The sequence below is a fragment of the Enterococcus sp. 2STP genome, from assembly GCF_032465635.1.
GTDB lineage: Bacteria > Bacillota > Bacilli > Lactobacillales > Enterococcaceae > Enterococcus_B > Enterococcus_B lactis.
Genome location: NZ_JAWDJH010000011.1, coordinates 126,081 through 153,057, shown reverse-complemented (window position 1 = coordinate 153,057; position 26,977 = coordinate 126,081). Strand labels below are relative to the sequence as shown.

Genomic DNA, 26,977 nt, shown 5'->3' with positions numbered 1-26,977 from the left:
TTAACAGACAAATAGAAAGGGGATGTTAATATGAAAAAATTTTCAATTACGATTGCCGGCGGAGGGAGTACATTTACTCCTGGAATTGTTTTGATGCTTTTGAAACATCTGGATAGATTTCCTATCCGGCAAATCAAATTTTATGACAATCTGGAGGAAAGACAAGCACGTATTGCTTCTGCGTGTGAGATTTTATTGAAGGAAAGAGCACCAGATATTTTATTTACAGCCACTACTGATCCAGAAACAGCATTCACTGATGTTGATTTTGTTATGGCACATATTCGTGTTGGCTTATATGCGATGCGAGAAAAAGATGAAAAAATTCCGTTGAAGTATGGGGTAGTTGGTCAGGAAACTTGTGGACCTGGCGGAATTGCTTATGGGATGCGTTCAATTGGCGGTGTTTTAGAGTTGATAGATTATATGGAAAAATATTCACCAAATGCGTGGATGCTCAATTACTCTAATCCAGCGGCGATCGTGGCAGAAGCGACTCAAAAATTACGTCCTAAAGCAAAAATCATCAATATATGTGATATGCCAGTGGGAATTGAAGAGCGTATGGCTCAAGCTATCGGCTTAGCTTCACGCAAAGAAATGGTCGTACGCTACTATGGCTTGAATCATTTTGGTTGGTGGACGGATATCCGAGATACAGAAGGAAATGATTTGATGCCTAAAATTCAAGAATATGTTAGTCAGTTTGGTTACGCTCTACCATCGGAATCTCAAGAATCACAACAAACCGATGCAAGTTGGAAACATACATTTATGAAAGCAAAAGAAGTATATGACATTGACCCAACTACTCTTCCTAACACTTATTTGAAATATTACTTTTATCCGCAAGATGAAGTAGCGCACACCAACCCAGAGTTTACGCGTGCAAATGAAGTGATGATTGGACGCGAAAAACAAGTATTTAATGAATGTGATCGTATCACTAATAGTGGTTCAGCAGAAAATACGATACTGGAAATCGATGAACATGCTAGCTATATCGTTGATTTAGCACGAGCAATTGCCTATAACACTCATGAAAGGATGTTGCTGATCGTACCTAATAACGGAGCTATCGAGAATTTTGATGAGTCGGCGATGGTAGAAATACCCTGTATAGTTGGCAGCAATGGACCAGAACCATTGATACAAGGAAAGATACCACGCTTCCAAAAGGGATTGATGGAACAACAAGTAGCTGTCGAAAAATTAGTAGTCGAAGCTTGGGAAGAAAGGTCTTATCAGAAATTATGGCAAGCACTGACATTATCAAAGATTGTTCCAAACGCAAAAATTGCAAAAGATCTATTGGATGATCTGGTGAGTGTAAACCAAGAATACTGGCCTGAATTGAAATAGCAGTATCCCAAATACATCGTGGTCCTCCTCTATTAAAAAATAGTTTCATGTTATTGCATATACTAATAATAGAGGAGGAATCGTATGGAACTAGAAAAATTGATTCATCAACATGCAGAAAAATTAAGCGAACTAGACCGAGGAATCTTGAACTTTATTTTATCGGATCCTAGCTTGATACAAAATTTGAAAATAACTGACTTAGCGGAGAGACTTTATGTCTCAAAATCTTCCATTATGAGAACAACTAAGAAATTGGGATTTTCTGGTTATTCTGAGTTCAAATATTTTTTACGACATGTAAAAAATAAAGAAAATGGACTTAGAACATAAGAAGACATTTTTGAAAAACAACTGGAAGATATCCAGCAGACGCTTCATTATATGAAGGCTGTCAACTTAAAGCCAATCCTTCAATGCTTAGACCGAAGTAAGATGATCTATTGCTATGCAACGGGATTTTCACAAAAGAAAGTAATTGATGAGTTTTATAAAATGATGCTAGGTATAGGAAAGAGAGTAATGGTATTGCCAAATAAGACGGAGTTTGATATGGCCATGCCACTAATAACATTAGAAGATATGGTCATTATTGTTTCTTTGAGCGGTGAAACACATGAGGTCAAAGAAAATCTGACTGCCTTTGAATTACAGAAAATTCCAGTTTTGACCATTACTGCAGCTGGAGATAATTATTTCGCACGCCATAGTACTTATCATTTAAATTATTATTGTAATTGCTTTATCCTTGGAAAAGAAAATAAACCATTTCAATCATTGATCAGCTTGAGTTGCTTAGCAGATTATTTAGTTCGTGCTTATGGTGTATATACGCTGAGAGAGGAGAGCTAGATGAGAAGAGACAGGATAGAAGGACTCTGGAAACACATTTTACTTGGTTATTGGATAGCCGCAGCTTTCCTTTTTTATTTCTATGCTATATTAATGACGATCAGAATGAATGGAATGATACACGAAGCTTTTTTCCATAATCCATATATCGCTCTTGGGTCCTTATTTCCTTTTTTAATGTTATTTCAAGCAAGTATTCTTTATTTTTTAGAAAAAAGAACAATTGAAACCAGCTTGTTAAGAATATACCTACAATTTACGGTTGTCCAACAAGTTATAACAGGAAATTTAATAGGAGCTCTTTTAGCTTTTCTCTATGTAAGAAGTTTAAAAAAATGTGGGAAGAAGTCCACTATATACAGCAAAGTACTAGTTTTATCTAGCACAATTTTTATAGGAACCATTAGTCTGCTAGCAATATTTTTGCTTTTACGAATGAGTTAATAAGTTGGTTCCCCATTTTTAATTTAAAATAGAAAGATAAGAGAAAAAGTTTAACACGATATATGAATTTGTAAATTAATGGAATCTTCTATAGTGAACATAAATAGAGTGTATCTTCTTTGATAAATACCATAAAAAAGCGTGACAAGCAACCATTATTAGATTGCTTGTCATAACATTGATAAGAGTATCCAATTGAAGAGAATGATTAGGAGAAAGGGTCTCCGTACTTTTCATAGTAATCATAGTATCCAAGTTTGTATAGACGAATCGTTTTTTGTCTTATTTCTTCTGTTTCAAAATGGACTGCTTGAAGAATCAAATCTGTGAATTCTATAGGAGCTGTTCCATTCGCGGTAATCAAGTTATGATCTTTCACAGCTTGTTGTTCTATAAAATCTTCTTTATTTTGATAATTTTCCGATTCTAACCAAGGAAATTGCGCATTTCCGGTGTGTTTGTAACCTTGCAATAATCCGCTCTGTGCTAAATAATCAACTGCCCCACAAATAGCAGCTACTGGTACGCCTGTTTTTAAAAATTTATCGATTATTAAATGTAAATGGTGGTTTTCTATGTCCCATGAATTACCACCAATCATAATAAAGAGGTCAATTTTTTCAGGTATTTGTTCGATTAAATAATCGATGTTTGTTTTTAGCCCTCCAATGGAAGTGACCTCTGATTGGATAGAAGCAGTTTTATTTTGCCATCCCTCATTTTGGTTTAGTGTGCTAGTAATATAAGCACCTTCCCAATCGGCATAATCCTCTAATAGAAACGTAATCGCAGTTTTCATTTTCAAGCTCTCCTTTATTATCTATGACAAGGACAACAGTTCTTAATATATAGACATTCATTAAATTTGGATAGCGACAGAGGAAACAACAATTCTTAAGTTTTAGACAGAGTACATAGGCAGCCAACTTTATTTACTAGCATTATAACATTTTGCATACGTGGATGACAAAGAACCAGCTGCCTTAACGTTACTGTCTATGAAAGAATCTTAGATTGAGTCAGAAAGTCTACTATTGATTCTATTCTGCGAATCTATTCGAATTAAAAAGACACTCTCGGAAAGTTTCTTCGTTTGATGGAAAAATTGAGTACCAAAAGAGAAAAAATAAATGGTCTTCTAGGTAGCGGCTCTGACTAGCTTCTCTATTTATTAGAATACAATCTAAAAAAAACTGGAAGGTAAAAAGTATTTATAAAAACGAAACAATAAAACGTGTCAAACACTCAGCATGAGATATATAACCATGTAACCAGTTCATTAAGAAAATAGTGAAAGCCACAGAAAATAAAGTTTCTGCGTACATTCATATCCCATTTTGCGAGCATATCTGATATTACTGTGACTTAAATGTTAATATGGTTAAAATGACTGTTATATTTTTTATATAAATATCGTATAATTAGTATGAATATAGAAGAAGGAAAGAAGGTGCAATCTTGGAACCTAAAGACAAGTATTTAGATTACGCTAGGGTCAATAAAGATAAATTTATTGAAACAATCATCAATGGGAAAATCCCTGACGATGAAAAAGATGCGGTATTCATGGCCGGAAGCCCAGGAGCAGGTAAAACAGAGGTTGCACTAGGTTTATCTGAAAATTATGACAACCATGTTGTGATTGATGCGGACTATTTTAGAACACAATTTCCAGAATACAATGGAAAGAACTCAAGTGTTTTTCAGAAAGCTTCTTCTTGGTTAGTTGAACAATCATTAAAATATGTACTGGAACATGGCTATTCTTTCATATTAGATGCTACTTTTGCTATCCTTAGTGCAGAGAAAAATATTATTCGAGCCCTTAAAAATAACTTTCGCGTTACGATTTTCTATGTTTACCAAGATCCCAAAGTTGCATGGGATTTCACTCGAAAACGTGAATTAGCAGAAGGACGTCATGTTCCAAAAGAAACGTTTATCAATGCGTTTTTTAAGTCAAGAGAGAATATTGAAAAAGTCAAAGATAGACATCCTGAAGTAGTCCTTCACATAATGATTAAGGATTATCAAAACGACATTTCTGAAGTGCATTATGCAGCAGATAATATTCAATTAGTACTACCCATACAATATACTTCAAAAGAGTTGGAGGAGGAATTACATGACTGAGAAAGAACAAGTACAACAAATCGTGAAGAAGTATAATAAAAGTATCGCTGATTTATCAGAAAACGCCTCAGCGAAAGAATTTAAAACAGTAATGAAGTACGTAGCAGATGAAGCAAATCGTAAGCAGAGGAAATTAGTTGGGTTGGATAAATAAATTTTTAAACCATATCCTTGTAAAGTTGAGTTTTTTATTTTAATGAACTAAGACTATTAAATAGATAATTATTGTAACTTAAAAACACAGCTAACAATTAGTTGTGTTTTTTTATTAGGTCTACTTTACTGGTATAAAAGGAACTAGCTATTTTTTCAATATTTCTAAACCTTTCCATATGTAACTTTTACCAAATTATTCGCCATAAAATTTTATAATTGAATCACCCATTGTTTTACCTAAGTTGTATTTAAGTAATAAGCGGTGTTTTTTACATAAGAAGACCTCGGGTATTTTTTAGTCTGATTGGCTCTGATATACCTATAAAGAATGCGCTAAGATAAGAATAGTAAAAGTTAACATAAATGAGGTATAATAATGATGTTTTTATATATTATAGATAACTTGAACATAAAATGAGTCAGGGTATCTAATGCCAATTATATTGATATCATTAGGAGCTACGTTGCTATGAATTCAACATTGATTACTAAGAAAGAATTACTAAAAAAATTAGATATTTCTACTGGTGTATTAGCTGATTTAATTAGAAATGGCATGCCAAGAGAGGGAGAAATGTTTAATCTTGATAAGATTATTGCATGGAGAGAAAATTGGTCTAAAAACATATTAGGTGAGTTAGAAGTTGGTAGAGTATATACTAACAAAGAAATTTCGGAGAAGTTTAAATGTTCCGAACAAGGTGGAATGAGAAGATCTCATCAAACTAATACTCTTGTATTGTTTAGTGATCAGACAGGAAGTAATGTTTATAAAGATAAGTGGTTAAATGGTATTTTACAATATACCGGTATGGGGCTAAAAGGGGATCAAGTATTAGATAAGAATCAAAATAAAGTTTTAGCCAATTCAAAAAGTAATTTTGTAAAGATTCATTTATTTGAAACATTTAAACCAAAAGAACACACGTATTTGGGAGAAGTATATTTAGCAGGACAAATATATACTGATAATGAAAAAGATAGTTCGGGTAACAGAAGAAAAGTATATAAATTTCCTTTAGCTTTAATAAATCAAGAGCAATTGATTGAAGATAAAGACATATATAATCAGGAAAAAAGCCAAACTAGGCATGTTCATAATTTATCTGATACTAAATTAGAAGAAGAAGCAAGAAAAATTAGTAGTTATAACAAAAAAATGGCTGCAAAATATGTTAACAAAGAGGAGTTTTTCTTCTCAAAAACAAAAGTATATAAACGTAATCCCTTCGTATCTGAATATGTTAAACGACTTGCAAAAGGTATTTGTCAACTTTGCCAAGAAAAAGGACCATTTATAAAAGACGGTGTACCTTATTTACATTGTCACCACATAGAATATTTGTCGCAAGGTGGAAAAGATGTGATTGAAAACTGTATCGCGTTATGCCCCAATTGTCATGCTAGAATTCATGAACTTGAGTTACCTGATGATAAAGAAAAATTGCTGAAGATCGTTGAAAAAAGAGAAAATAGCTTTTCTAAAATACCGTAATTTATTTTTATGGGACAAATAAGCTAATGGGAGCTATGCCTTCTATGTGAAACTTAGTTCTATGACAAGTAACAAAGTATTTCTAGTTCATTTCTCCAGTAAATTCCAAATACTGGAGGATTCTTTTTTGTAGTGCTGCCTTTCTCAGGAAAAAGTAGTTGGCTACTTCGTCAAAATTTCTAAATTTTTTTAACGCATAAGGAAGTGCTCGAACATTCGCCATGAGGATGCTGACACTTACATTTGCACGAAGTTCTTTTTCACAGTTTTCTAGCAAGTAAATTTTTTTAAATTTCATATCAAAAAAAGCATGAGATTCTTCAAGGGTATATCCCTATAAAGTGGAATAGCTCATGCATTTTTATATTGTTCGAAAGTTCAATCTTCCTTTCACAAAAAAATAATTTTTTTATGATCAAACAAATTAATACTCTTGTTATTAATTTACAATAAAAAGTGATATATAACTTTGTGAAGGGAGACAATAAATTGGTTCTAAAATTTTTACAGAAGTTAAATGGAAAATCGAGTCAGCCAGAAGATGAAACAGAGATTCAAGAAATTATCCCAGAAGAAAAAAAGGGATTAGAAGAAGTATCATTTGCACTAAATAATGATGAAAAAATTGTCGTAGATTTCGTAAGCGATATGGATAGGGATTTTGGAAGTAGCATTCGAGATCGAGTGAGACAAGGGGATCATTTTGAGAGATTTTTAGCTGCGGTGTTTCGGTTGGCTGGGTATGAAGTTGAAATTACTAAAAAAAGGTATAAAAAAGACAAGCGTGTCTATACTGGCGATGGTGGCGTGGATTTGATTTTAACTAAAGAAAATGAGCGTATAGCGGTTCAAGCAAAATCAAAGCGCTTAAATAGCACGAAAGAGGAGCGATTAATCACTGATAATGACGTAAAAATTTTTGCAGGAATATCTGATAAAAACTGGACTAAAAAGATGTTTATCACTTCGTCTTTTTTTAATAGTTATGCTTATAAACAAATAGCTGAAAATGAAAAAGCACATAAAATCGAGTGGTATGGCAGATATGAACTTTTAAAACTGTTAAATCAGTTAATTCCAGAGACGATGCTGAAATATCAAGTATTGAGTTCGTTGCCTAAAAATATAAAAATTTGTCCTAAATGTAACAAAGGAGTTATGATACTACGGCAGAATGGAACAACCGGGCAATACTTTAATGCTTGTGCAGCTTATTGTGGTCATACAGAGAGTATTAAGAAGTATTGAAATGACAACACTATTTAAAGTATCAAGCATTACTCCAAATAACGAAGTACTTCTAGTCCATTTCTATAGTAATATTTTTTAAATAACCTATACGCTTCTTCAGAAGTATATCCTCCAGTAAATTCCAAGTACTGGAGGATTCTTTTTCGTAGGGCTGCCTTGCTCATGAAAAAGTAATTGGCTACTTCGTCAAAATGTCTGAACTTTTTTAACGCATAGGGTAGTGCTCGATCATTCGCCATGAGGATGCTGGCACCTATATTTGCTCGAAGTTCTTTTTCGTAGTCCTCTGGCAGGTAAGTATCTTCTAAAATCATATCAGAAAATGCATGAGCTTCTCCAAGATAGGGGACGTCCCTATAATAATGGATGATCTCATGCATTTTTGTAAAATTTTTGCGTTCGAGCATTAAATGTTGATTGGTGGTAATAATGATTTCGCCATGAACTTTTGTAATAGAACCAAGCATTTTCTTACTTAAGTTATCTTTGAAGTCGTAATCGATGAATTCTACATCTTCTACTTCATTCAGATAATTCTCAATGTCGTAGCATTTTACATGTTCCATTTTCTTTGAACAGTAATAACTAACTTCTTCTGAGAGTTCATTTGCAAGGTCTGCAGCTTCAAAATAAAGTTCTTCAGAAATCACATTCAATCCGATAATTCTCCTGGCTATTTTTTATTTTTCTTTGCTTTTGCACGTTGAACTAAAAAATCCATATATTCATTTAATTCTTCTTCCAGTTCTTCAATATCTTCTACTTCCATATCTTCTACTTCCATATCTGCAGTATTCAATCTGAAGTGAGAAAGGATACTGTCTCCAAGCTGATCTTCTTCGCTGCGTTTTGGAGGAGTTGGATCAGAGGTTCTATTTAGTAGAAAATCTGTAGAAACATTGAAGAAATCTGCTATTACTGTGACTAGCTGATAATTCGACAACAAGGTAATTAAATTTGGATTTTTTAAAATTTAAACTGTTTTTTTATAGAATATAAAAATAGTAACGATTATGAGTCTAAAACATCTTTTTAAGATGCTATAAAATATTAAACTTGTTATTAATTTATAGTTATGTTGTCTTTATAAGGCAAATTTAAATTTTGGAGGATTCATAATGAAAAAGAAATATTTGGACTTAAAAATGTGGATTAGTGTAATAGCAGTAACTTTTGTTTTGTCCGTAGTAGCAACAAGTGGGAGTATGATTATTTCAGCTAATGAGTTGATTCTAGATGAAACTCAGAATAGTGAAAGCAATTTTAGTTCTGAAGACTTGTCAGTTTATTACTCGGAAGAAAAAAAGAATTCCGAACTAGCCCTTGAAAAAATCAAGGAAGAATATGGAGATGTTCAACCTAAATTTAACGAAAACGGAGAAATATTATTAACACCTGAAGATGAATTAAGAATGGAACAAGCAATCAATCAGTATTTAGCAATGATTGGATTCAATCCAAGAATGCGAGGCGTAGGGAAAAATTGGTGGAACTCAACTGGTTTTGTGGCTGGTGTCATTGATGTAGGGTTAATAGCGATTGGACTATGGACGACTGGTGGGAGTGTCTCAGCCGTTAGAACATTATTAAGAAACAATAGAACAAATATAACTAGAATGGTTGAAAGACAAATTTTAGCTAAAATTGGTATTGGAGTAAGTGGTCTATTAAATAGTATGTTCAATATTGCACTTACAATTGCAAGTACATCAGTCGGGGGAGTCTTAGCAGAAGGGTTGGACCGTGCTGATGGAAAGAACGACAATTATATTTTAGCATAACAGGAGTATACTTGGATGCGAAGAAAAACAAAAGAAAAAATCAATCATTTGATCAATATTGGCATATTCTGTTCGATTATTATGGCTATTTTCTCGGTCATTTTACTTCTTCAAAAAAGATATTTTTGGGCATTTTTGAGTATGATTGGAATGATGGTTGGTATTGCTTCTTTTTGGAATTTAAAAAAAGAAATGAAGTCGATTGAAGAAGCTGGTTTTCATGATAATAATTGAATGCTTCGTTAAGCAAAAACAGGATTTGTTGTTATAAGCGATGACCTTGATCGAGTAGATGGAAGAAATGATAATTATCTTTGGGCATAGCGCTAGACAAGTTTAAAATTCAAATGGATGAGGAGCTATAAGTGACAATAGGAGAAAATTTGAATTTTTTAGGTAGAATACTGCTAGGAGTATTGAGTGTGTGCTGCTTTATCATTGGCACACGATTTCTCTTGAAAGTAAAAACAATTGTTCGTTTCAATTTAGGAAAAGAAATGTCAAAAACAGACTATATAAAGGTAGAAACATATTTAAAAAAATATAAGCTATTTGTTTTTTGGTGCTTTGTGTTTCTTGCGATAAGTTTAATTTTGGTGTGTTTAAAAAAACTACCCTTCTTCTGAGAGTTCATTTGCAAGGTCTGCAGCTTCAAAATAAAGTTCTTCAGAAATCACATTCAATCCAATAATTCTTCTGACTTTTTTATTGGTTAAAAAAATGGAAAAATCTCAAAATAAGCTAAGTAAATCATACAAAATTGACATCTTGTCTCTTTTGTATTACAATGTGATACAAAAGGGAGGCGATAATATGGCTATGATTACGGTTCGTGTGAGTGATGCCGAAAAAGAATGGCTTTCTTATATGGCGGAATTTTATGGGATTACTTTATCTGAGCTTCTAAAAACCTATTCGATGGAACAACTAGAAGATGAATACGATCGTCAAACGGCTGAAATTGCCCATAAACATTGGGTAGAAAGTGGAAAAACAACAGTATCCATGGAAGAAATCCTTCATGAATTTGGAGGGTTGGAATGACCTACCGTTTAGAATTCACGCCTGAAATTCAGAAACAACTTCGTAAAATGGACAAGCATCAAGCGACGCTGATTGTTCGATGGCTGTATCAACATATTGATGGTATTGACGATCCGAGAAAATTCGGAAAAGGATTGACCGCTAATCGTTCAGGACAATGGCGTTATCGAATTGGCAAATATCGTGTGTTGGTAGAGATAGAAGATGATCAAATGGTTGTTATCGCTATTCAAGTGGGACACCGAAGAAACATCTATGATTAAGAGACTATTTATTTTTACAAAAAAATAATAATAGGAATCTAGTTAAAACTCTTGAAGTGAGAGATTTAACTAGTTTTTTTATGAATAAAGGAAGGACAAGATTGTTTAGGAGGAATCATGAACGTAAAAAAAATCATCCAAGAAGTCGATTCTTGGATTTTTTAGTGGATTTGTTTGCCAAATACGTTTAGTATGCGTATATGAGAGGTTGTAAGCAAAGCGTTGTGACCTGAGCACTTAAGGAAGAATCTGTGAAAATAGCTTTTCATATTTTTGCAGATTTTGAGTTAATGCCGAAGGTCAGCTTTGTGAACACCGTTTATCGAGAGGTTGTGAAAGCCACATGTAGCTCCGATGACAACAAGCAAGCATTTTTGGAACTAGACTTCTTAGATTATAAACATGCGGCTTATTTCAAGGAGCTGGTGCTTGAACACCGTTTAAAGAAGGTCGAAAACAGGTACGACTTTTCGACGTAAGGAGAAAGAATTTCAATGATAGAAACAAATAATCCCGCAGAAAATAAGGTTTCTGCGTACATTCATATCCCATTTTGCGAGCATATCTGCTATTACTGTGACTTTAATAAAGTTTTTTTAGAAGGGCAACCGGTAGATGAGTATGTGGAAATGCTGCTGAATGAAATGAGATTAATGCTGGAAAGTCATCCGACAGCGAATTTGGAAACACTTTATGTAGGGGGCGGAACACCAACCTCTTTATCTGCTAAACAACTTGATCGATTGTTATCAGGAGCTAGAGAGGTCTTGCCTTTCCAGGATGGTAAAGAGTTTACTGTAGAAGCGAATCCTGGCGATTTGACCCGTGAAAAGCTTCAAGTGATGAAAAACTATGGCGTCAATCGGTTATCCATGGGAGTTCAGACATTTGACAATCGCTTATTGAAAAAAATTGGACGTAAACACACCGCAGAAGATGTGTATCAAACGATGCAATTTTTAGAAGCAGAAAATTTTACCAATGTAAGCATCGATTTGATTTATGCGTTACCGGGACAAACACTAGAAGGGTATCGGGATACTTTGGAAAAAGCTTTGGCTTTGGATCTGCCTCACTATTCTTTGTACTCATTGATCCTAGAAAACAAAACAATGTTCATGAACTGGGTACGACAAGGAAGACTCGAATTGCCTGATCAGGAAACGGAAACTAGAATGTTTGAAGAGACCATTGAAGCAATGGAAAAGCATGGACGTCACCAATATGAAATAAGTAACTTTGGGCTTTCCGGACACGAGTCGCAGCATAACTTGATGTATTGGAACAATGACCATTATTTTGGGTTTGGAGCAGGAGCTAGCGGTTATCTTGGAAATATTCGTTACCGTAACAAAGGACCAATCCAACACTATTTACGTCCATTACGAGTCAATGAACGCCCGGTATTGGAAGAAGAAAAGTTGACACGAAAAAATCAAATAGAAGAAGAAATGTTCTTGGGGCTAAGAAAAAAAACTGGGATTGCTAAAAAACACTTCTATGATCGCTATCAACAAACGATTGAATCGGTGTACGGAGATGTGTTGATGAAGTTAGAGGAAGAAGGGTTACTTGTTAATGAAGAAGACCGTATTTATTTGACACCTAGAGGGACTTTTTTGGGAAACAATGTGTTTGAGCGTTTTTTGTTTGAAAAATAGTTTAAAGAATATTTGTTTTTTATCGGAATTTAAATAAAAAAAGTTCAAAAATACAATAAAGAACTATTGAAACGTTGATATAACTGAGTTTATAGCAATTTCTCAGAATTAGCACTCTGGACGATAGAGTGCTAAAAAAAGAAGTCTTTCTCTTGACAGGAGAAGGGCTTCTTGCTATATTTATAAGTGGATTAGCACTTAGAATCTATGAGTGCTAATGAGAGGTGAGGAAGATGTTAACAAAGCGACAAAACGACATTTTACGTCTGATCATCCAACACTATACGAGTAGTGGCGTGCCCGTTGGTTCCAAAACATTGATGTCTGAGGGAGTCAAGGCCAGTTCAGCAACGATTCGCAATGATATGAAGGCATTAGAAGATGAAGGGTTGCTGTTGAAGACTCACTCTTCTTCTGGGCGGATTCCATCTGCTTTAGGCTATCGTTATTATGTGGATCATTTGTTAAAACCTGCTCGTGTAGCAGAAGATGATCTGCTGCTGATACGTCAGTCTTTAGGTAGAGAATTTCACGAGATCAATGAGATCATTAAGCAATCTGCTGAGATCTTATCTGAGCTGACAAGTTATACGACTTTTTCGTTGGGACCTGAAATAAAAGACCGCCGATTAACAGGCTTTCGTATCGTACCCTTGAATAATCGACAGATCATTGCGATTGTCGTGACAGATATGGGAAATGTAGAAAGCCAAGTGTTCACTCTTCCCGAATACATGGGAAGTCAGGAACTAGAAAAAATGGTGCAAATTGTAAACGACCGTCTAGTCGGGGATCCTCTGATGACGGTGTACCATAAACTACGTACAGAGATTCCGATGATTCTTCATAAATATTTCCAGACGACAGAAGGGATGTCCCAGTTGTTTGACACCGTTCTTGGTCATGTATTTGAAGAAAAAGTTTATGTCAGTGGACAAATGAATCTCTTGGATTATGAGCCCCGTCAAGATCTTGATCAGTTTAAATCGATGTTTTCTTTTATGAAAGACTCCGATGGACTTACACAAATGATCACTCCGATGGATAGTAATATTCATATCAAGATCGGTGCTGAATTAGGTAATGATTTATTGCAGAATATGAGCATGATTCAAGCAAGTTACGAGATAGATGGTCATGGAAGAGGTACAATAGCCTTGTTGGGGCCGACTAGTATGCCTTATTCTCGGATGTTTGGTCTAGTGGATGTTTATCGAAGAGAACTAGCAGCTAAGCTTGCTGATTACTATCGATCACTTGACTTGTCAAACTCGTAATGTGAATAACGAAGCTATTTGCAGCTGATCGTTCTCTCTTTCTTAATAAGAGCAATCAAACAGCTGACTGAATAATGAAAGGAAGACTGTATCGTGAAAGAAAATCAAGAAGAACTAGATAAAGAAATGACAGATGCTCAACCAGAACCGGAAATCGATGTCGAAGCTGCAGAAGATTCAGGCATTTCAGAAGTTGAAGCGGAAGAATTCGAATCAGCAAAATTAAAAGCTGAATTAGAAGAAATGGAAGATAAATATTTGCGAGCTCGTGCGGAAATCGCAAATATGGCAAATCGAGGAAAAAATGAACGTGAGCAATTACAAAAATACCGTTCACAAGATTTAGCCAAAAAATTGCTTCCATCAATTGACAATCTGGAACGTGCATTAGCCACCGAAGTGTCAGATGATCAAGGAGCAAGCTTGAAAAAAGGCGTGGAAATGGTCTTGGAAAGTTTACGTAACGCACTGGAAGAAGAAGGAATAGAGAAAATCCCTGCTAAAGGAGAATCCTTTGATCCTAATCTTCATCAAGCAGTACAAACTGTTCCAGCGACTGAAGATACACCAGCTGATACGATTGTAGAAGTACTACAAGAAGGCTATAAATTACATGATCGCGTGTTAAGACCAACTATGGTCATTGTTGCACAATAATTGTGCGGATATAAAACTTACACTTTCAATTAAAGAAGGAGACGTTAATTATGAGTAAAATTATCGGTATTGACTTAGGTACGACTAACTCTGCAGTAGCAGTACTAGAAGGAAACGAAGCAAAAATCATCGCTAACCCAGAAGGAAACCGTACAACACCTTCTGTTGTATCATTCAAAAATGGAGAAATCCAAGTAGGGGAAGTGGCAAAACGTCAAGCTGTGACAAACCCAAATACGATTTCATCAATCAAACGCCATATCGGTGAAGCTGGTTACAAAGTAGATGTAGAAGGCAAATCATACACACCTCAAGAAATCTCAGCAATGATTCTTCAATATATCAAAGGATTTGCAGAAGATTACTTAGGTGAAAAAGTCGAAAAAGCAGTTATTACTGTACCAGCTTACTTTAACGATGCACAACGTCAAGCAACAAAAGATGCTGGTAAAATCGCTGGTTTAGAAGTAGAACGTATCGTCAATGAACCAACTGCAGCTGCTCTTGCTTATGGTTTGGATAAAACAGATCGTGACGAAAAAATCTTAGTATTCGACCTTGGTGGTGGTACTTTTGACGTATCAATCCTTGAATTAGGAGATGGTGTCTTTGATGTATTGTCAACAGCTGGTGACAACCATCTAGGTGGGGATGACTTTGATAACAAAATCATCGACTACATGGTAGCAGAATTCAAAAAAGAAAACAGCATTGACTTATCTCAAGACAAAATGGCGTTACAACGCTTGAAAGATGCTGCTGAAAAAGCGAAAAAAGATTTATCTGGCGTATCAAGCACACAAATCAGCTTACCATTTATCACAGCTGGTGAATCTGGACCATTGCACTTGGAAATGACATTGACACGTGCAAAATTTGATGAATTAACAGCTGACTTAGTAGAACGTACGAAAGTACCAGTACGTCAAGCACTAAAAGATGCAGGTCTATCACAATCAGAAATCGACGAAGTTATTTTGGTCGGTGGATCTACTCGTATCCCTGCAGTTGTAGAAGCAGTACGTAAAGAAACAGGAAAAGAACCAAACAAATCAGTTAACCCTGATGAAGTAGTTGCGATGGGTGCTGCTATCCAAGGCGGCGTGATCACTGGTGATGTAAAAGATGTTGTTTTACTTGACGTTACGCCATTGTCATTAGGCATCGAAACAATGGGCGGTGTATTCACTAAATTGATTGACCGCAATACAACGATCCCAACAAGTAAATCACAAGTGTTCTCAACTGCAGCAGATAATCAACCAGCAGTAGATATCCATGTATTACAAGGTGAACGCCCAATGGCTGCTGACAACAAAACACTAGGAAGATTCCAATTGACAGATATTCCAGCAGCTCCTCGTGGTATCCCACAAATCGAAGTAACATTCGATATTGATAAAAACGGGATTGTAAATGTATCTGCGAAAGATCTAGGTACACAAAAAGAACAAAAAATCACGATTAAATCTTCTTCAGGTCTAACAGACGAAGAAATCGAACGTATGGTAAAAGATGCAGAAGCAAACGCTGAAGCAGATAAAGCTCGTAAAGAGGAAGTTGACCTACGTAATGATGTAGACGCATTGCTATTTTCTGTGGACAAAACATTGAAAGAATTAGAAGGCAAAGTGGACGAAGAAGAAGTGAAAAAAGCAGAAACAGCTCGCGATGAATTGAAAGCCGCTGTTGAAGCAAACAACATCGAAGAAATGAAAACTAAACGCGATGCATTGAACGAAATCGTTCAAAACTTGACTGTTAAACTATACGAACAAGCGGCACAACAACAAGCTCAAGAAAACCCAGAAGCAGCTCAAGGCGGAGCAGATGATGTCGTTGATGCTGATTTTGAAGAAGTCGATGGCGACGATAAATAATCAGTTCACTGAATTTCGAGAGAAGGCCAAAGTTGCTACTTTGGCTTTTTCTTTTGAAAAATAGTTTGAAGTATCGGTTTTTGTTTCAAACAAAATATGATATGATAACAAGCGACGTGAAAATGATGAGAACCAATAGGAGGAAAGCCTATGGCAACAAAACGTGATTATTATGAAGTCTTAGGGCTCTCAAAAGGAGCATCAGAAGATGAAATAAAGAAAGCTTATCGTAAGCTTTCAAAAAAATACCATCCTGATATCAATAAAGAACCTGATGCGGAAGAAAAATTCAAAGAAGTATCAGAAGCTTATGAAATTTTAAGTGATCCGCAAAAACGCGCTGCATATGACCAATACGGGCATGCAGGTACAGATCCAAATTACGGTGCTGGTGGAGCTGGTGGCGGATTTGGTGGATTCGGCGGCTTCTCTGGCGGCGGATTCGGTGGTTTTGAAGATATATTCGATTCTTTCTTTGGAGGGGGAGGTCGTTCAGTCGATCCCAATGCGCCTCGTCAAGGAGCTGATTTGCAATATACGGTCGACTTATCTTTTGAAGAAGCAATTTTTGGCGTAGAGAAAGAAATCAAGTACAATCGAGAAGAGATCTGTCATACTTGTGGCGGAAATGGGGCAAAACCAGGTACGCAACCAACTACTTGTCATAAATGCCATGGTGCAGGTACGATCAATGTAGAACGTCAAACACCGCTTGGACGAGTGATGAGTCGTCAAACTTGTGATGTTTGTCATGGGACAGGAAAAGAAATCAAAGAACCTTGTCCAACATGTCATGGCTCAGGTCATGAGAAGAAAGCTCACTCAGTCAAAGTGAATGTACCTGCTGGGGTAGAAGAAGGACAACAAATGCGTTTAGCTGGTCAAGGAGAAGCCGGAGAAAACGGCGGACCATTTGGTGATTTGTATGTGGTCTTCCGTGTAGAAGAAAGTGATATCTTTGATCGTGAAGGTTCTGAAATTTACTATGAATTGCCTTTAAGTTTTGTACAAGCAGCTTTGGGGGATGAAGTCCAAGTACCAACTGTCCATGGAGATGTGAAACTGAAGATTCCTGCTGGTACACAGACAGGTACGAACTTCCGTTTACGTGGAAAAGGCGCTCCAAAGTTACGTGGTGGTGCAACAGGCGACCAACATGTCAAAGTAAAACTGATCACGCCGAAAAATCTAAATGAACAACAAAGAGAAGCGTTACGTGCATTCGCTGAAGCTGGCGGCATCAAAGTAGAAGAACAACAAGAAGATGGTTTCTTCGATAAATTCAAAGATGCTTTTGGCGGGAAAAAGCGGAAGTAGCTTTTCTAGTAAAAAACACAAGTGTCAAAAAGACTTACCAAAATTTTCTATTTCTAGAAAAAATTGGTAAGTCTTTTATTTTTTTATGTATTAACACTTAGTAATGCTAGTTTTCAATAGCGTTTATTAGGGCGAGGAAAAAGGAATCTAGGAAATGAAAGAAGGGGATGGCTATCACTTTCTATATTGATAAAAAGTTGATAATGAGCCATTACTATATTTTGGTAAAATATGAATAGATAAAAAACTCGATTAGTTGAATTAGTTCATTTTGATTGAAGAAATTAAAAAAGTATATGTAGGAGTACATGGTAATGGTGGTTCTACATGGTACTAATCTATTCAGGAGTTTGTCTATGAAACTTATTGATTTTTCTAAACGATTTGGGCAAAAAGTCTTATTTGTTCATCTGTCATTCACATTTGATCAAAATAAAATCTATTATCTTTATGGGGATAATGGCATTGGCAAAACCACTTTATTTCGCTGCATTGTCGGTATTGATAGCTACTCGGGAACGATTGAAAAAACAGGTAGTTGTTTTTGTGTTTTTGACTCTACCCCGTTTTACTTGAATCTAACTGGGTTGGATAATCTGATTTTACTGACAAAAAATCGGCAAATAAAAGAACTAATCTCTAAACAAAAAATCGATTTTTTACCCCTTTCATTTTTATCGTATGTGAAAGTTAAGAACTATTCTCTGGGAGAAAAAAAGATACTTTCGCTGCTATTGCTATTGTTGCTTGCGCCCCGAGTTGTTTTATTAGATGAAGTGTTGAATGGATTAGATCAAAAGAATCGAAAAGTGCTACTTTATTGCTTGGTTCAGCTGAAAAAAGAAGCTACTGTCATCTTAAGTGGTCATGAAGAATATTACTTGGAATTGGCTGATGAGTTATTAAATGTAAAAAACGGAAAAATAGAACCTATCACATCCGAGGATCTACGCAGCTTTTTTATTTCAACAAAAAGGAGGTAAAAATGCTTTTTGAATTTTATTATCAAAGACGTTCGAAAATATTTTACCTTTTTCTTTCAGTAATATTGTTGCTTTCTACTTTGATGTTCGTTTCTCAAATAATGCTCATTCAAAGTCATCTTCGTCATTTCCAATATTATGTAGAGGAAGCCTTGGCAAGGGGTGAAACGATCCAAGAAATACTTGAACAACCTTTTTCTATCAGTATGAACCAAAATACTGAAATAGTTGACAATCCGTTGAAATATCATTACGTTGCTTATCATTCCAGTTTTGCTGCTTTAAATGTCCAAAACGGGGTCAATCAATTATTGTCTTCTTCGTTTTTTGTTCTCTTTCCTTTTTTTTCGGGGGTATACGGGATAGTAATAGCAAATGCAGATATCAAATACCATACAATGAAAATCAGGCGCTGTTTGGATTCTCAATGGCAAATCAATCGTCATAAGATAGGAGCGGGGTTTCTTAGTTTGACTATTTTTATACTTGCTTCTCTCAGTTTATTTTTGACGTTGCAGTCTTTTTCAAGATTTTTTGTTCAGGCTGACAAATCGACACAAATCGATGAAGCGTTAATTAGGCAAATATCTTATCTTGAGAAAGCGCCGCTTCAATTGAGTGTCCTATTGGGGTTCGCATTTCTTTCCTTTTTAGTTTGTTATTATTTTACAACAGTCGTAAAGAATTCTTTCATCAGTCTATGTCTCTTAGGAAGCTATTTTCTTTTTTTGCCACCACTAGGAAAATATGATCTCAAGAATATTTTGTTATATCTATATCCTAAAATATTTAATACAAACGCTTCAACTTTTAGGATAAATTCGGGAACGAGGGTTGAGTTTGGTATGCTCCATGTGTGCATTCTATGTGGGGTGATTGTTCTATATGTATACTTGATGGAATTTGTGCAACAAAAATATAGTGTTATCACGGAAAAATAAAAAGGCTGAAACATAAGTCAAGTAAACAGGTCTCCAAGAGATAGGTGTATTTCTTTGTAACTTCATACATCAATCTTTTGGAGGTACCTGTTTTCAGTGACTTTGTCTCAGTCTATAGAAGTAAATTTAAATATTTAATACTTTGTTCAAGAAATCTTTTGTCCGTTCATTTTGCGGATTTTCAAAGATCTGTTGAGGCGTTCCATCTTCTAAAAAGTTTCCGTCGTCAATGAACATGACGCGATTGGCCACTTCTTTAGCGAACCCCATTTCGTGCGTAACGATAACCATCGTCATGCCTTGTTCTGCCAATTTTTTCATGACGTTCAAGACATCACCGACCATTTCAGGGTCGAGTGCAGAAGTAGGCTCATCAAAAAGCATGATGTCAGGATTCATCGCTAGAGCACGAGCGATAGCTACACGCTGTTTTTGTCCACCGGAAAGCATTTCAGGATACATATCTTTTTTATCTTCTAGACCAACTGTCTGTAGCAATTTGATTGCTTTTTTCTCTGCTTCTTCTCTGGATTCTTTCTTCAGATCCATCGGTGCTAAAATGATGTTTTCCAAAATAGAAAGATGAGGGAATAGGTTAAAGTGCTGGAATACCATTCCAATATGTTGTCTCACCAAGTTGATATCTGTGCTTTTATCCATCAAGTGGGCGCCGTCAATAATGATCTCACCGTCAGAAGGTTCTTCTAAACGATTCAAGCAACGCAAGAATGTACTTTTTCCTGAACCTGAAGGGCCGATGATACAGACGACATCTCCTTCGTTGATGGATACGTTGATGTCGTTTAATACTGTGTTATCGCCGTATTTTTTGACTAGATGCTCAACTAAGATTTTTTCTGCCATCTTACTTCACCTTCTTTTCTAAAACTTTCGCTAATTTTGTCAATGCTGTGATCAAGATCAAGTACATGATCGCGATGATCAAATAAACATACGTACTTTGTGTCGTACGTGCAACGATGATCTTACCAGTTTGTAGCAATTCGACTACACCAATTGCGGAAATGATCGTTGTATCTTTCAATGAGATAACGAACTGATTCACGAATGATGGAATCATGATGCGTATCGCTTGTGGTAAAATGATTTTTTGCATCGTCCGATTATAAGAAAGACCCAAACTTCTAGAAGCTTCCATTTGTCCGACAGGAACGGCATTGATTCCGCCTCGAACAATCTCTGCGATATAAGCACTTGCGTTAAGAGTCAAGGTGATAACACCAGCGATGAAGTCGGGGATCGTAAATCCAACGATACCAGGCAATCCAAAGAAAATAAAGAATGCAAGAACCATCATCGGAATCCCACGGATGATATCGACATAAATGCTAGCAACCGTGCGAAGCGCGCGTATTGGTGCTACACTGAATAATCCAAAAATCACACCGATCACTATAGCTAAAGCAAAGGAGATCAAAGTCAAGAGAATCGTTCGCCAAAGTCCTTTTAACAATGCTTGATAGTTGTTTTGGATAAGTCCAAGAAATGTCGATTCATCAGCTGCGGAAGAATCACTAGAAGATTCTGAACCATCTGCTACATATTCTTTGATGATCTTATCGTACTCGCCTGTTCTTTTTAATTCTTTCAATCCTTCATTGAACATATTAAGAAGTTCAGGGTTTTGCCCTTTTTTGACGGCAAATGCATACTTTCCGCCAGATTCTTTTTCAATTGGTGTTTCCAATTCTTGTCCTTGTTTGATCGCATAACCAATTACTGGATAATCATCCATCATGGCATCAATTGCGCCAACTTTCAACCCGTCATACAATTGATCAGCAGCATCAAAATATTTGATAGAATAGCCGTATTCAGATTCATGATCGCTTAAAAATTCTGCACTTTCGGTTCCAACTTTTGCTCCGACTGTTTTTCCTTTCAAATCTTCATAAGACTTGATCGAAGTATCGCCTTTTTTGACAGCTAATTGAATTCCGCTGTCAAAGTAAGAATCAGAAAAATCGTAGCTTTTCTTTCTTTCGTCCGTTACCGTCATTCCGGCAATCATCCCGTCTGCTTGTCCTGATTCTAAAGCTTGCAAAGCAGCGGAGAATCCACGATAGTCCATTCGGATGTTGAATCCTTGCAGTTTGGCGATGCTTTCCATCAATTTTACATCGATGCCCTCGTACTCACCGTTTGCGTTTTGAAATTCAAATGGAGCAAAAGCAGAGTCGCTAGCAATTACGTATACGTCTTTTTTGGGCTCTATTTTTTGCATTGTCTCGCTTGTGCTTGACTCTGCCGTTGTAGTGTTGTCAGCTTGTGCAACATGACCAAATGCAAGTGTCACAAGTCCTGTCATTAAGAAAACAAATGAGTGAAATAAATGCTTTCTTTTCATAATCAACCTCCTAAATTTCCAATATTTTATTATTATAGGCGAAAAGTGCTGAATCAGACAAGACTGTAGGCTCGAAAAAATGAAAAAAATGCGAGTTTCTAACATTCTATGTTATAAAATGTAACATGGATAATGAGAGAAAAAAGTGGCGAAAGTATGTTCGGTGTGGTATAATTTTTTAGTAAGGAATGCCTTTGCTTTCCTTTTCTTTTTATTGGTCGTAAAATGAAAAGGAATGAATGAAAAGGAGGACAAAGAATGATTGAAAGAGATACCTCCCGACGCTTTGAGCTTGTCTCGAAATACCAACCGGCTGGTGATCAGCCTGAAGCGATTAACCAATTAGTGGATGGCGTAGTTGGCGGGAAAAAAGCACAAATTTTATTAGGTGCGACTGGAACAGGGAAAACATATACGATTTCCAATCTTATTGAGAAAGTGAATAAACCAACACTGATTATTGCCCATAACAAAACATTGGCTGGTCAGCTGTACGGGGAATTCAAGGAATTTTTCCCTAACAATGCTGTTGAATATTTTGTTTCTTATTATGATTATTATCAGCCTGAAGCTTATGTGCCTTCAAGCGATACGTATATCGAAAAAGATTCAAGTGTAAATGATGAGATCGATAAATTACGACATTCGGCTACTAGTTCATTATTAGAAAGAAATGATGTGATCGTCATTTCATCCGTTTCATGTATTTTTGGATTAGGTTCGCCTTTTGAGTATCAAAAACAAGTCGTTTCGATTCGACAAGGAGCAGAATTAGATCGCAACCAGTTGATTCGTGACTTAGTCAGTATCCAGTTCGAAAGAAATGATATAGATTTTCAGCGCGGTCGTTTTCGAGTGCGTGGTGATGTCGTGGAGATTTTCCCGGCTTCAAGAGATGAACGTGCCTTACGAGTGGAGTTTTTTGGAGATGAAGTCGAACGTATCCGAGAAGTCAATGCGCTGACAGGTGAAGTTTTAGGAGAAACGGAACATGTAGCAATCTTTCCGGCAACTCACTTTGTGACGAATGACGAACATATGGAGCATGCCGTAGCGAATATCAAAGCAGAATTAGAGCAGCGTTTAGCTGTTTTACGAAATGAAAACAAACTTCTAGAAGCTCAACGTTTAGAACAGCGAACCAATTATGATATTGAAATGATGTTAGAAATGGGCTACACTTCAGGAATCGAAAATTATTCCCGGCATATGGACGGACGTAAAGAAGGCGAACCGCCTTATACGCTATTGGATTTCTTTCCTGAAGATTTTTTGATCGTGGCTGACGAATCGCACGTGACCATGCCTCAAATCAGAGGAATGTATAATGGCGACCGAGCGAGAAAACAGATGCTAGTAGATTACGGTTTCCGTTTGCCATCTGCTTTAGATAATCGGCCGCTTCGTCTAGAAGAATTTGAAAAACATGTCAATCAGATCATTTATGTCTCTGCGACACCAGGACCATATGAATATGAACAAACAGATACCGTTATCCAACAAATCATCCGTCCGACAGGGCTGCTTGATCCAGTAATCGAAGTCCGTCCAATTATGGGACAAATCGATGATCTAGTAGGTGAAATAAATGAACGGGTCGAAAAAGATCAACGGGTGTTTGTAACGACATTGACGAAAAAAATGGCAGAAGACCTCACAGATTATTTCAAAGAATTAGGAATCAAAGTCAAATATCTGCATAGCGATATCAAAACGTTGGAACGAACAGAGATCATTCGAGATCTACGATTAGGCGAATTTGATGTGTTGGTCGGAATCAATTTGCTTCGTGAGGGATTAGATGTACCTGAAGTTTCCCTTGTTGCTATCTTGGATGCAGATAAAGAAGGCTTTTTACGTAGCGAACGTTCCTTAGTCCAAACGATTGGGCGAGCTGCTCGTAATGAAGAAGGTAAAGTAATCATGTACGCAGACAAGGTGACGGATTCTATGCGTTTAGCGATGGATGAAACGTCAAGACGTCGTACGATTCAGCAGAAGTACAATGAAGAACATGGGATCGTTCCAAAAACGATCATTAAAGAAATCCGAGATTTGATTTCTATTACGAAAGAATCGGAAGATGATACAAAAGAAGCGGTACAAGTCTCGTACGAAGAAATGACGAAGGAAGAAAAAGACACGTTATTGATGAAATTAGAAAAAGAAATGAAAGATGCGGCAAAAGCTTTGGATTTTGAAACAGCCGCTAATGTACGAGATATGATTTTAGAATTAAAAGCTTCGAAGTAGGAGGACAACATGGCTAACGATAAAATTACGATTCATGGTGCACGTGCCCATAACTTGAAAAATATAGATGTCACGATTCCACGAGACAAATTCGTGGTCGTTACAGGTTTGTCCGGTTCTGGAAAAAGTTCCTTAGCATTTGATACACTGTATGCCGAAGGACAGCGGAGATATGTAGAAAGTCTTTCTGCGTATGCCCGCCAGTTTTTAGGTCAAATGGATAAACCAGATGTAGACAGCATCGACGGATTGAGTCCGGCGATTTCTATTGATCAGAAAACAACAAGTAAAAACCCTCGTTCGACAGTAGGTACTGTGACGGAAATCAATGACTATTTACGCTTGTTGTTTGCTCGTGTAGGACATCCGATTTGTCCCAACGATCATATCGAGATTACCAGTCAATCAGTAGATCAAATGGCCGATCAAGTAATGGCTTTACCTGAACGGACAAAGATCCAAGTATTGGCACCGATCGTGGTAAAGAAAAAAGGACAACATAAAAAAATATTCGAACGAATCCAAAAAGAAGGATACGTCCGCGTTCGAGTCGATGGTGAAATCTATGATTTAAGTGAAGTGCCTGAGCTGGAGAAAAATAAAAAACATGATATCGCGATCGTCATCGACCGGATCATTGTGAAAGAAGGGATTCGTTCTCGTCTATTTGATTCTTTAGAGGCAGCCTTGCGACTGGCAGATGGCTATGCTTTGGTTGATGTGATTGGCGAAGAAGAAATGTTGTTTAGTGAACACTATGCTTGTCCTTATTGCGGATTTACTGTTGGTGAACTAGAACCAAGACTATTCTCCTTCAATGCGCCTTTTGGAGCTTGTCCAGACTGTGACGGTTTAGGCGTCAAATTAGAAGTCGATCAAGATTTAGTCATTCCAGATAGAACGAAGACGCTTAGTCAAGGTGCAATCGTTCCATGGAACCCAATCAGCTCTCAATATTATCCTCAAATGTTAGCGCAGGCTTGCGAAAGTTTCGGTATCGATTTGGATACACCATTCGAAGAATTACCGGAAGAACATCAGGAGATCATCTTAAATGGGACAGATGAACTTTTCCATTTCCATTATGAAAATGATTTTGGTGGCGTTCGCGATGTAGAAACAACTTTCGAAGGAGTATTGAAAAATATCGAACGTCGTTATCATGATACGAACAGTGATTTCACGCGTGAGCAAATGCGTCTTTATATGACCGAATTGACTTGTCAGACGTGTAAAGGTTATCGTTTGAATCCTCAAGCATTATCTGTTCAAATCAATGGAACGAATATTGGGCAAACAAATGAATTGTCTATCCAAAAAGCAGTAGACTTCTTCTCAAACCTTACATTATCTGAACAAGAAAAAGTGATTGCCAAACCGATTTTAAAAGAAGTAAATGACAGACTTTCATTCTTAGAAAATGTCGGATTAGACTATCTAACCTTGAGTCGTGCTTCGGGAACGTTATCTGGAGGAGAAGCACAGCGAATCAGATTGGCTACGCAAATTGGATCGAATCTTTCTGGAGTTCTGTATATTTTAGATGAACCATCAATCGGATTGCATCAACGCGACAATGATCGACTGATTGGCTCATTGAAGAAAATGCGTGATCTTGGCAATACACTCGTTGTGGTCGAACATGATGAAGATACGATGTGGGCAGCAGATTATCTGATTGACGTCGGACCTGGAGCAGGGGAACAAGGCGGACAAATCGTTGCTGCAGGTACTCCTGAAGAAGTAGCTAATGATGAAAATTCTTTGACAGGGAAATATCTTTCAGGGAAAAAATCGATCCCGGTGCCAAAAGAACGCCGTAAAGGTAATGGGAAAGCAATCAAGATTACTGGTGCTTCAGAAAACAATCTGAAAAATATCAGTGTCGAATTTCCTTTAGGAGAATTTGTAGCAGTAACAGGTGTGTCAGGTTCTGGAAAGAGTACATTGGTCAATAGTATCTTAAAGAAATCATTAGCGCAGAAATTAAATAAGAATTCTGCCAAGCCAGGTAAATTCAAGACAATTTCCGGCTACGAAAGTATCGAAAAGATCATCGACATCGATCAAAGCCCAATCGGACGGACGCCGAGAAGTAATCCAGCGACTTATACGAGTGTCTTTGATGATATCCGTGGGTTATTTGCTCAAACAAACGAGGCAAAAATGCGGGGATATAAGAAAGGTCGTTTTAGTTTCAACGTAAAAGGCGGTCGTTGTGAAGCGTGTCGCGGGGATGGGATTATTAAGATCGAAATGCACTTTTTGCCTGATGTCTATGTTCCTTGTGAAGTATGTCATGGCAAACGATATAACTCTGAAACATTAGAAGTACATTACAAAGGAAAAAGCATTGCAGATGTTTTGGAAATGACGGTAGAAGATGCTGTAGAATTCTTCAAGCATATTCCAAAGATCCATCGCAAACTGCAAACGATCGTTGATGTTGGCTTAGGGTATGTGACGATGGGACAACCAGCAACGACATTGTCCGGCGGCGAGGCGCAACGGATGAAACTTGCCAGTGAATTACACAAAATCTCTAATGGAAAGAATTTCTATATTTTAGATGAACCAACGACTGGTCTTCATAGCGACGATATCGCCCGTTTGCTGCAAGTGTTACAAAGATTAGTAGACGCTGGTAACACAGTTTTAGTGATCGAACACAATCTAGATGTAATCAAAACAGCCGATCATATCATTGATTTAGGACCAGAAGGCGGAGAAGGCGGAGGAACGATCCTTGCGACTGGAACTCCAGAAGAAATCATTGATGTAAAAGAAAGCTATACAGGTCACTATTTGAAAAAAATAATGGTATAAAGAAGAGAGATCGCTGAGATAGTTAAAAAAACA

23 protein-coding genes and 2 pseudogenes are annotated in these 26,977 nt (G+C 36.6%); 21 read left to right on the top strand and 4 right to left on the bottom strand.

The window, feature by feature from the left end; genetic code table 11:
* The first annotated feature begins 30 nt into the window (after positions 1-30).
* From RWU19_RS03715 to RWU19_RS03705, 3 genes and pseudogenes are all read left to right on the top strand, one after another.
* Positions 31-1,362, top strand: a complete 1,332-nt coding sequence (locus RWU19_RS03715; protein ID WP_123837858.1) for a 6-phospho-alpha-glucosidase — start codon at positions 31-33, stop codon at positions 1,360-1,362.
* A gap of 84 nt (positions 1,363-1,446) precedes the next feature.
* Positions 1,447-2,214: pseudogene (locus tag RWU19_RS03710) on the top strand (MurR/RpiR family transcriptional regulator).
* Positions 2,215-2,658, top strand: coding sequence for a hypothetical protein (locus tag RWU19_RS03705; RefSeq protein ID WP_002400306.1), 444 nt, complete (start codon positions 2,215-2,217; stop codon positions 2,656-2,658).
* Between the two features lie 170 nt (positions 2,659-2,828).
* Here the strand turns inward: RWU19_RS03705 and RWU19_RS03700 are convergent.
* A pseudogene (locus RWU19_RS03700) lies at positions 2,829-3,457 on the bottom strand (type 1 glutamine amidotransferase family protein).
* A gap of 659 nt (positions 3,458-4,116) precedes the next feature.
* On the opposite strand from RWU19_RS03700, the gene RWU19_RS03695 reads away from it, so the two are divergent.
* The 4 genes from RWU19_RS03695 (at position 4,117) to RWU19_RS03680 (ending at position 7,690) form a co-directional block, all read left to right on the top strand.
* Positions 4,117-4,791, top strand: a complete 675-nt coding sequence (locus tag RWU19_RS03695; RefSeq protein ID WP_123837857.1) for a zeta toxin family protein — start codon at positions 4,117-4,119, stop codon at positions 4,789-4,791.
* Complete coding sequence (locus tag RWU19_RS03690) at positions 4,784-4,945, top strand: hypothetical protein (RefSeq protein WP_002294460.1); 162 nt, start codon at positions 4,784-4,786, stop codon at positions 4,943-4,945. Before RWU19_RS03695 ends, RWU19_RS03690 begins: the two co-directional genes overlap by 8 nt.
* A gap of 471 nt (positions 4,946-5,416) precedes the next feature.
* A complete protein-coding gene (locus RWU19_RS03685; protein ID WP_123837856.1) occupies positions 5,417-6,442 on the top strand; it encodes an HNH endonuclease signature motif containing protein in 1,026 nt (341 codons plus the stop codon).
* A 489-nt stretch (positions 6,443-6,931) separates the two neighbouring features.
* A complete protein-coding gene (locus RWU19_RS03680; protein WP_070770059.1) occupies positions 6,932-7,690 on the top strand; it encodes a restriction endonuclease in 759 nt (252 codons plus the stop codon).
* A 29-nt stretch (positions 7,691-7,719) separates the two neighbouring features.
* Here the strand turns inward: RWU19_RS03680 and RWU19_RS03675 are convergent, their stop codons facing one another.
* Positions 7,720-8,349, bottom strand: a complete 630-nt coding sequence (locus RWU19_RS03675; RefSeq protein ID WP_123837855.1) for an ImmA/IrrE family metallo-endopeptidase — start codon at positions 8,347-8,349, stop codon at positions 7,720-7,722.
* Positions 8,350-8,811: 462 nt separating this feature from the next.
* Between RWU19_RS03675 and RWU19_RS03670 the strand changes: the two genes are divergently transcribed.
* The 12 genes from RWU19_RS03670 (at position 8,812) to RWU19_RS03615 (ending at position 19,497) form a co-directional block, all read left to right on the top strand.
* Positions 8,812-9,474: a hypothetical protein gene (locus tag RWU19_RS03670; protein ID WP_010732436.1), complete on the top strand. Its 663-nt coding sequence runs from the start codon at positions 8,812-8,814 to the stop codon at positions 9,472-9,474.
* Positions 9,475-9,489: 15 nt separating this feature from the next.
* On the top strand, positions 9,490-9,708 hold the full coding sequence (locus tag RWU19_RS03665; protein WP_010732437.1) for a hypothetical protein: 219 nt from the start codon (positions 9,490-9,492) through the stop codon (positions 9,706-9,708).
* Positions 9,709-10,287: 579 nt separating this feature from the next.
* Positions 10,288-10,518 carry a type II toxin-antitoxin system RelB family antitoxin gene (gene relB, locus RWU19_RS03660; RefSeq protein ID WP_002329324.1) on the top strand — a complete coding sequence of 77 codons (231 nt, stop codon included), beginning with the start codon at positions 10,288-10,290 and terminating at the stop codon, positions 10,516-10,518.
* Positions 10,515-10,781, top strand: a complete 267-nt coding sequence (locus RWU19_RS03655; protein ID WP_002329323.1) for a type II toxin-antitoxin system RelE family toxin — start codon at positions 10,515-10,517, stop codon at positions 10,779-10,781. The genes relB and RWU19_RS03655 overlap by 4 nt, the downstream gene beginning before the upstream one ends.
* A 251-nt stretch (positions 10,782-11,032) precedes the next feature.
* Positions 11,033-11,260: a hypothetical protein gene (locus tag RWU19_RS03650; RefSeq protein WP_002329322.1), complete on the top strand. Its 228-nt coding sequence runs from the start codon at positions 11,033-11,035 to the stop codon at positions 11,258-11,260.
* Between the two features lie 15 nt (positions 11,261-11,275).
* A complete protein-coding gene (hemW, locus tag RWU19_RS03645; RefSeq protein ID WP_123837853.1) occupies positions 11,276-12,442 on the top strand; it encodes a radical SAM family heme chaperone HemW in 1,167 nt (388 codons plus the stop codon).
* A 233-nt stretch (positions 12,443-12,675) separates the two neighbouring features.
* The gene (hrcA, locus tag RWU19_RS03640) at positions 12,676-13,719 is read left to right on the top strand and encodes a heat-inducible transcriptional repressor HrcA (RefSeq protein WP_002294449.1); all 1,044 of its coding nucleotides are present in this window, start codon (positions 12,676-12,678) and stop codon (positions 13,717-13,719) included.
* Between the two features lie 93 nt (positions 13,720-13,812).
* Positions 13,813-14,376, top strand: a complete 564-nt coding sequence (gene grpE / locus RWU19_RS03635) for a nucleotide exchange factor GrpE (RefSeq protein ID WP_002292135.1) — start codon at positions 13,813-13,815, stop codon at positions 14,374-14,376.
* A gap of 50 nt (positions 14,377-14,426) precedes the next feature.
* Positions 14,427-16,256: a molecular chaperone DnaK gene (dnaK, locus tag RWU19_RS03630; protein ID WP_002292134.1), complete on the top strand. Its 1,830-nt coding sequence runs from the start codon at positions 14,427-14,429 to the stop codon at positions 16,254-16,256.
* Positions 16,257-16,406: 150 nt separating this feature from the next.
* On the top strand, positions 16,407-17,573 hold the full coding sequence (gene dnaJ / locus RWU19_RS03625) for a molecular chaperone DnaJ (RefSeq protein ID WP_002289374.1): 1,167 nt from the start codon (positions 16,407-16,409) through the stop codon (positions 17,571-17,573).
* Between the two features lie 356 nt (positions 17,574-17,929).
* On the top strand, positions 17,930-18,556 hold the full coding sequence (locus RWU19_RS03620; protein ID WP_123837851.1) for an ATP-binding cassette domain-containing protein: 627 nt from the start codon (positions 17,930-17,932) through the stop codon (positions 18,554-18,556).
* 2 nt (positions 18,557-18,558) lie between these two features.
* Positions 18,559-19,497 carry a hypothetical protein gene (locus tag RWU19_RS03615; protein WP_123837850.1) on the top strand — a complete coding sequence of 313 codons (939 nt, stop codon included), beginning with the start codon at positions 18,559-18,561 and terminating at the stop codon, positions 19,495-19,497.
* A gap of 126 nt (positions 19,498-19,623) precedes the next feature.
* Here RWU19_RS03615 and RWU19_RS03610 read toward each other — a convergent pair whose 3' ends face one another.
* On the bottom strand, positions 19,624-20,361 hold the full coding sequence (locus RWU19_RS03610) for an amino acid ABC transporter ATP-binding protein (protein ID WP_002292113.1): 738 nt from the start codon (positions 20,359-20,361) through the stop codon (positions 19,624-19,626).
* 1 nt (position 20,362) lies between these two features.
* Positions 20,363-21,865, bottom strand: a complete 1,503-nt coding sequence (locus tag RWU19_RS03605; RefSeq protein ID WP_002292110.1) for an amino acid ABC transporter substrate-binding protein/permease — start codon at positions 21,863-21,865, stop codon at positions 20,363-20,365.
* 258 nt (positions 21,866-22,123) lie between these two features.
* Between RWU19_RS03605 and uvrB the strand changes: the two genes are divergently transcribed.
* The gene (uvrB, locus tag RWU19_RS03600; RefSeq protein ID WP_123837849.1) at positions 22,124-24,118 is read left to right on the top strand and encodes an excinuclease ABC subunit UvrB; all 1,995 of its coding nucleotides are present in this window, start codon (positions 22,124-22,126) and stop codon (positions 24,116-24,118) included.
* Positions 24,119-24,127: 9 nt separating this feature from the next.
* Positions 24,128-26,944: an excinuclease ABC subunit UvrA gene (uvrA, locus tag RWU19_RS03595; RefSeq protein ID WP_024634883.1), complete on the top strand. Its 2,817-nt coding sequence runs from the start codon at positions 24,128-24,130 to the stop codon at positions 26,942-26,944.
* The last annotated feature ends 33 nt before the right edge of the window (positions 26,945-26,977 follow it).

Coding starts and splice junctions, on each gene's coding strand:
- RWU19_RS03715 (WP_123837858.1), top strand. CDS start 31: ATGAAAAAATTTTCAATTACGATTGCCGGCGGAGGGAGTACATTTACT.
- RWU19_RS03705 (WP_002400306.1), top strand. CDS start 2,215: ATGAGAAGAGACAGGATAGAAGGACTCTGGAAACACATTTTACTTGGT.
- RWU19_RS03690 (WP_002294460.1), top strand. CDS start 4,784: ATGACTGAGAAAGAACAAGTACAACAAATCGTGAAGAAGTATAATAAA.
- RWU19_RS03685 (WP_123837856.1), top strand. CDS start 5,417: ATGAATTCAACATTGATTACTAAGAAAGAATTACTAAAAAAATTAGAT.
- RWU19_RS03670 (WP_010732436.1), top strand. CDS start 8,812: ATGAAAAAGAAATATTTGGACTTAAAAATGTGGATTAGTGTAATAGCA.
- RWU19_RS03665 (WP_010732437.1), top strand. CDS start 9,490: ATGCGAAGAAAAACAAAAGAAAAAATCAATCATTTGATCAATATTGGC.
- relB (WP_002329324.1), top strand. CDS start 10,288: ATGGCTATGATTACGGTTCGTGTGAGTGATGCCGAAAAAGAATGGCTT.
- RWU19_RS03655 (WP_002329323.1), top strand. CDS start 10,515: ATGACCTACCGTTTAGAATTCACGCCTGAAATTCAGAAACAACTTCGT.
- hemW (WP_123837853.1), top strand. CDS start 11,276: ATGATAGAAACAAATAATCCCGCAGAAAATAAGGTTTCTGCGTACATT.
- hrcA (WP_002294449.1), top strand. CDS start 12,676: ATGTTAACAAAGCGACAAAACGACATTTTACGTCTGATCATCCAACAC.
- dnaK (WP_002292134.1), top strand. CDS start 14,427: ATGAGTAAAATTATCGGTATTGACTTAGGTACGACTAACTCTGCAGTA.
- dnaJ (WP_002289374.1), top strand. CDS start 16,407: ATGGCAACAAAACGTGATTATTATGAAGTCTTAGGGCTCTCAAAAGGA.
- RWU19_RS03620 (WP_123837851.1), top strand. CDS start 17,930: ATGAAACTTATTGATTTTTCTAAACGATTTGGGCAAAAAGTCTTATTT.
- RWU19_RS03615 (WP_123837850.1), top strand. CDS start 18,559: ATGCTTTTTGAATTTTATTATCAAAGACGTTCGAAAATATTTTACCTT.
- RWU19_RS03610 (WP_002292113.1), bottom strand. CDS start 20,361: ATGGCAGAAAAAATCTTAGTTGAGCATCTAGTCAAAAAATACGGCGAT.
- RWU19_RS03605 (WP_002292110.1), bottom strand. CDS start 21,865: ATGAAAAGAAAGCATTTATTTCACTCATTTGTTTTCTTAATGACAGGA.
- uvrB (WP_123837849.1), top strand. CDS start 22,124: ATGATTGAAAGAGATACCTCCCGACGCTTTGAGCTTGTCTCGAAATAC.
- uvrA (WP_024634883.1), top strand. CDS start 24,128: ATGGCTAACGATAAAATTACGATTCATGGTGCACGTGCCCATAACTTG.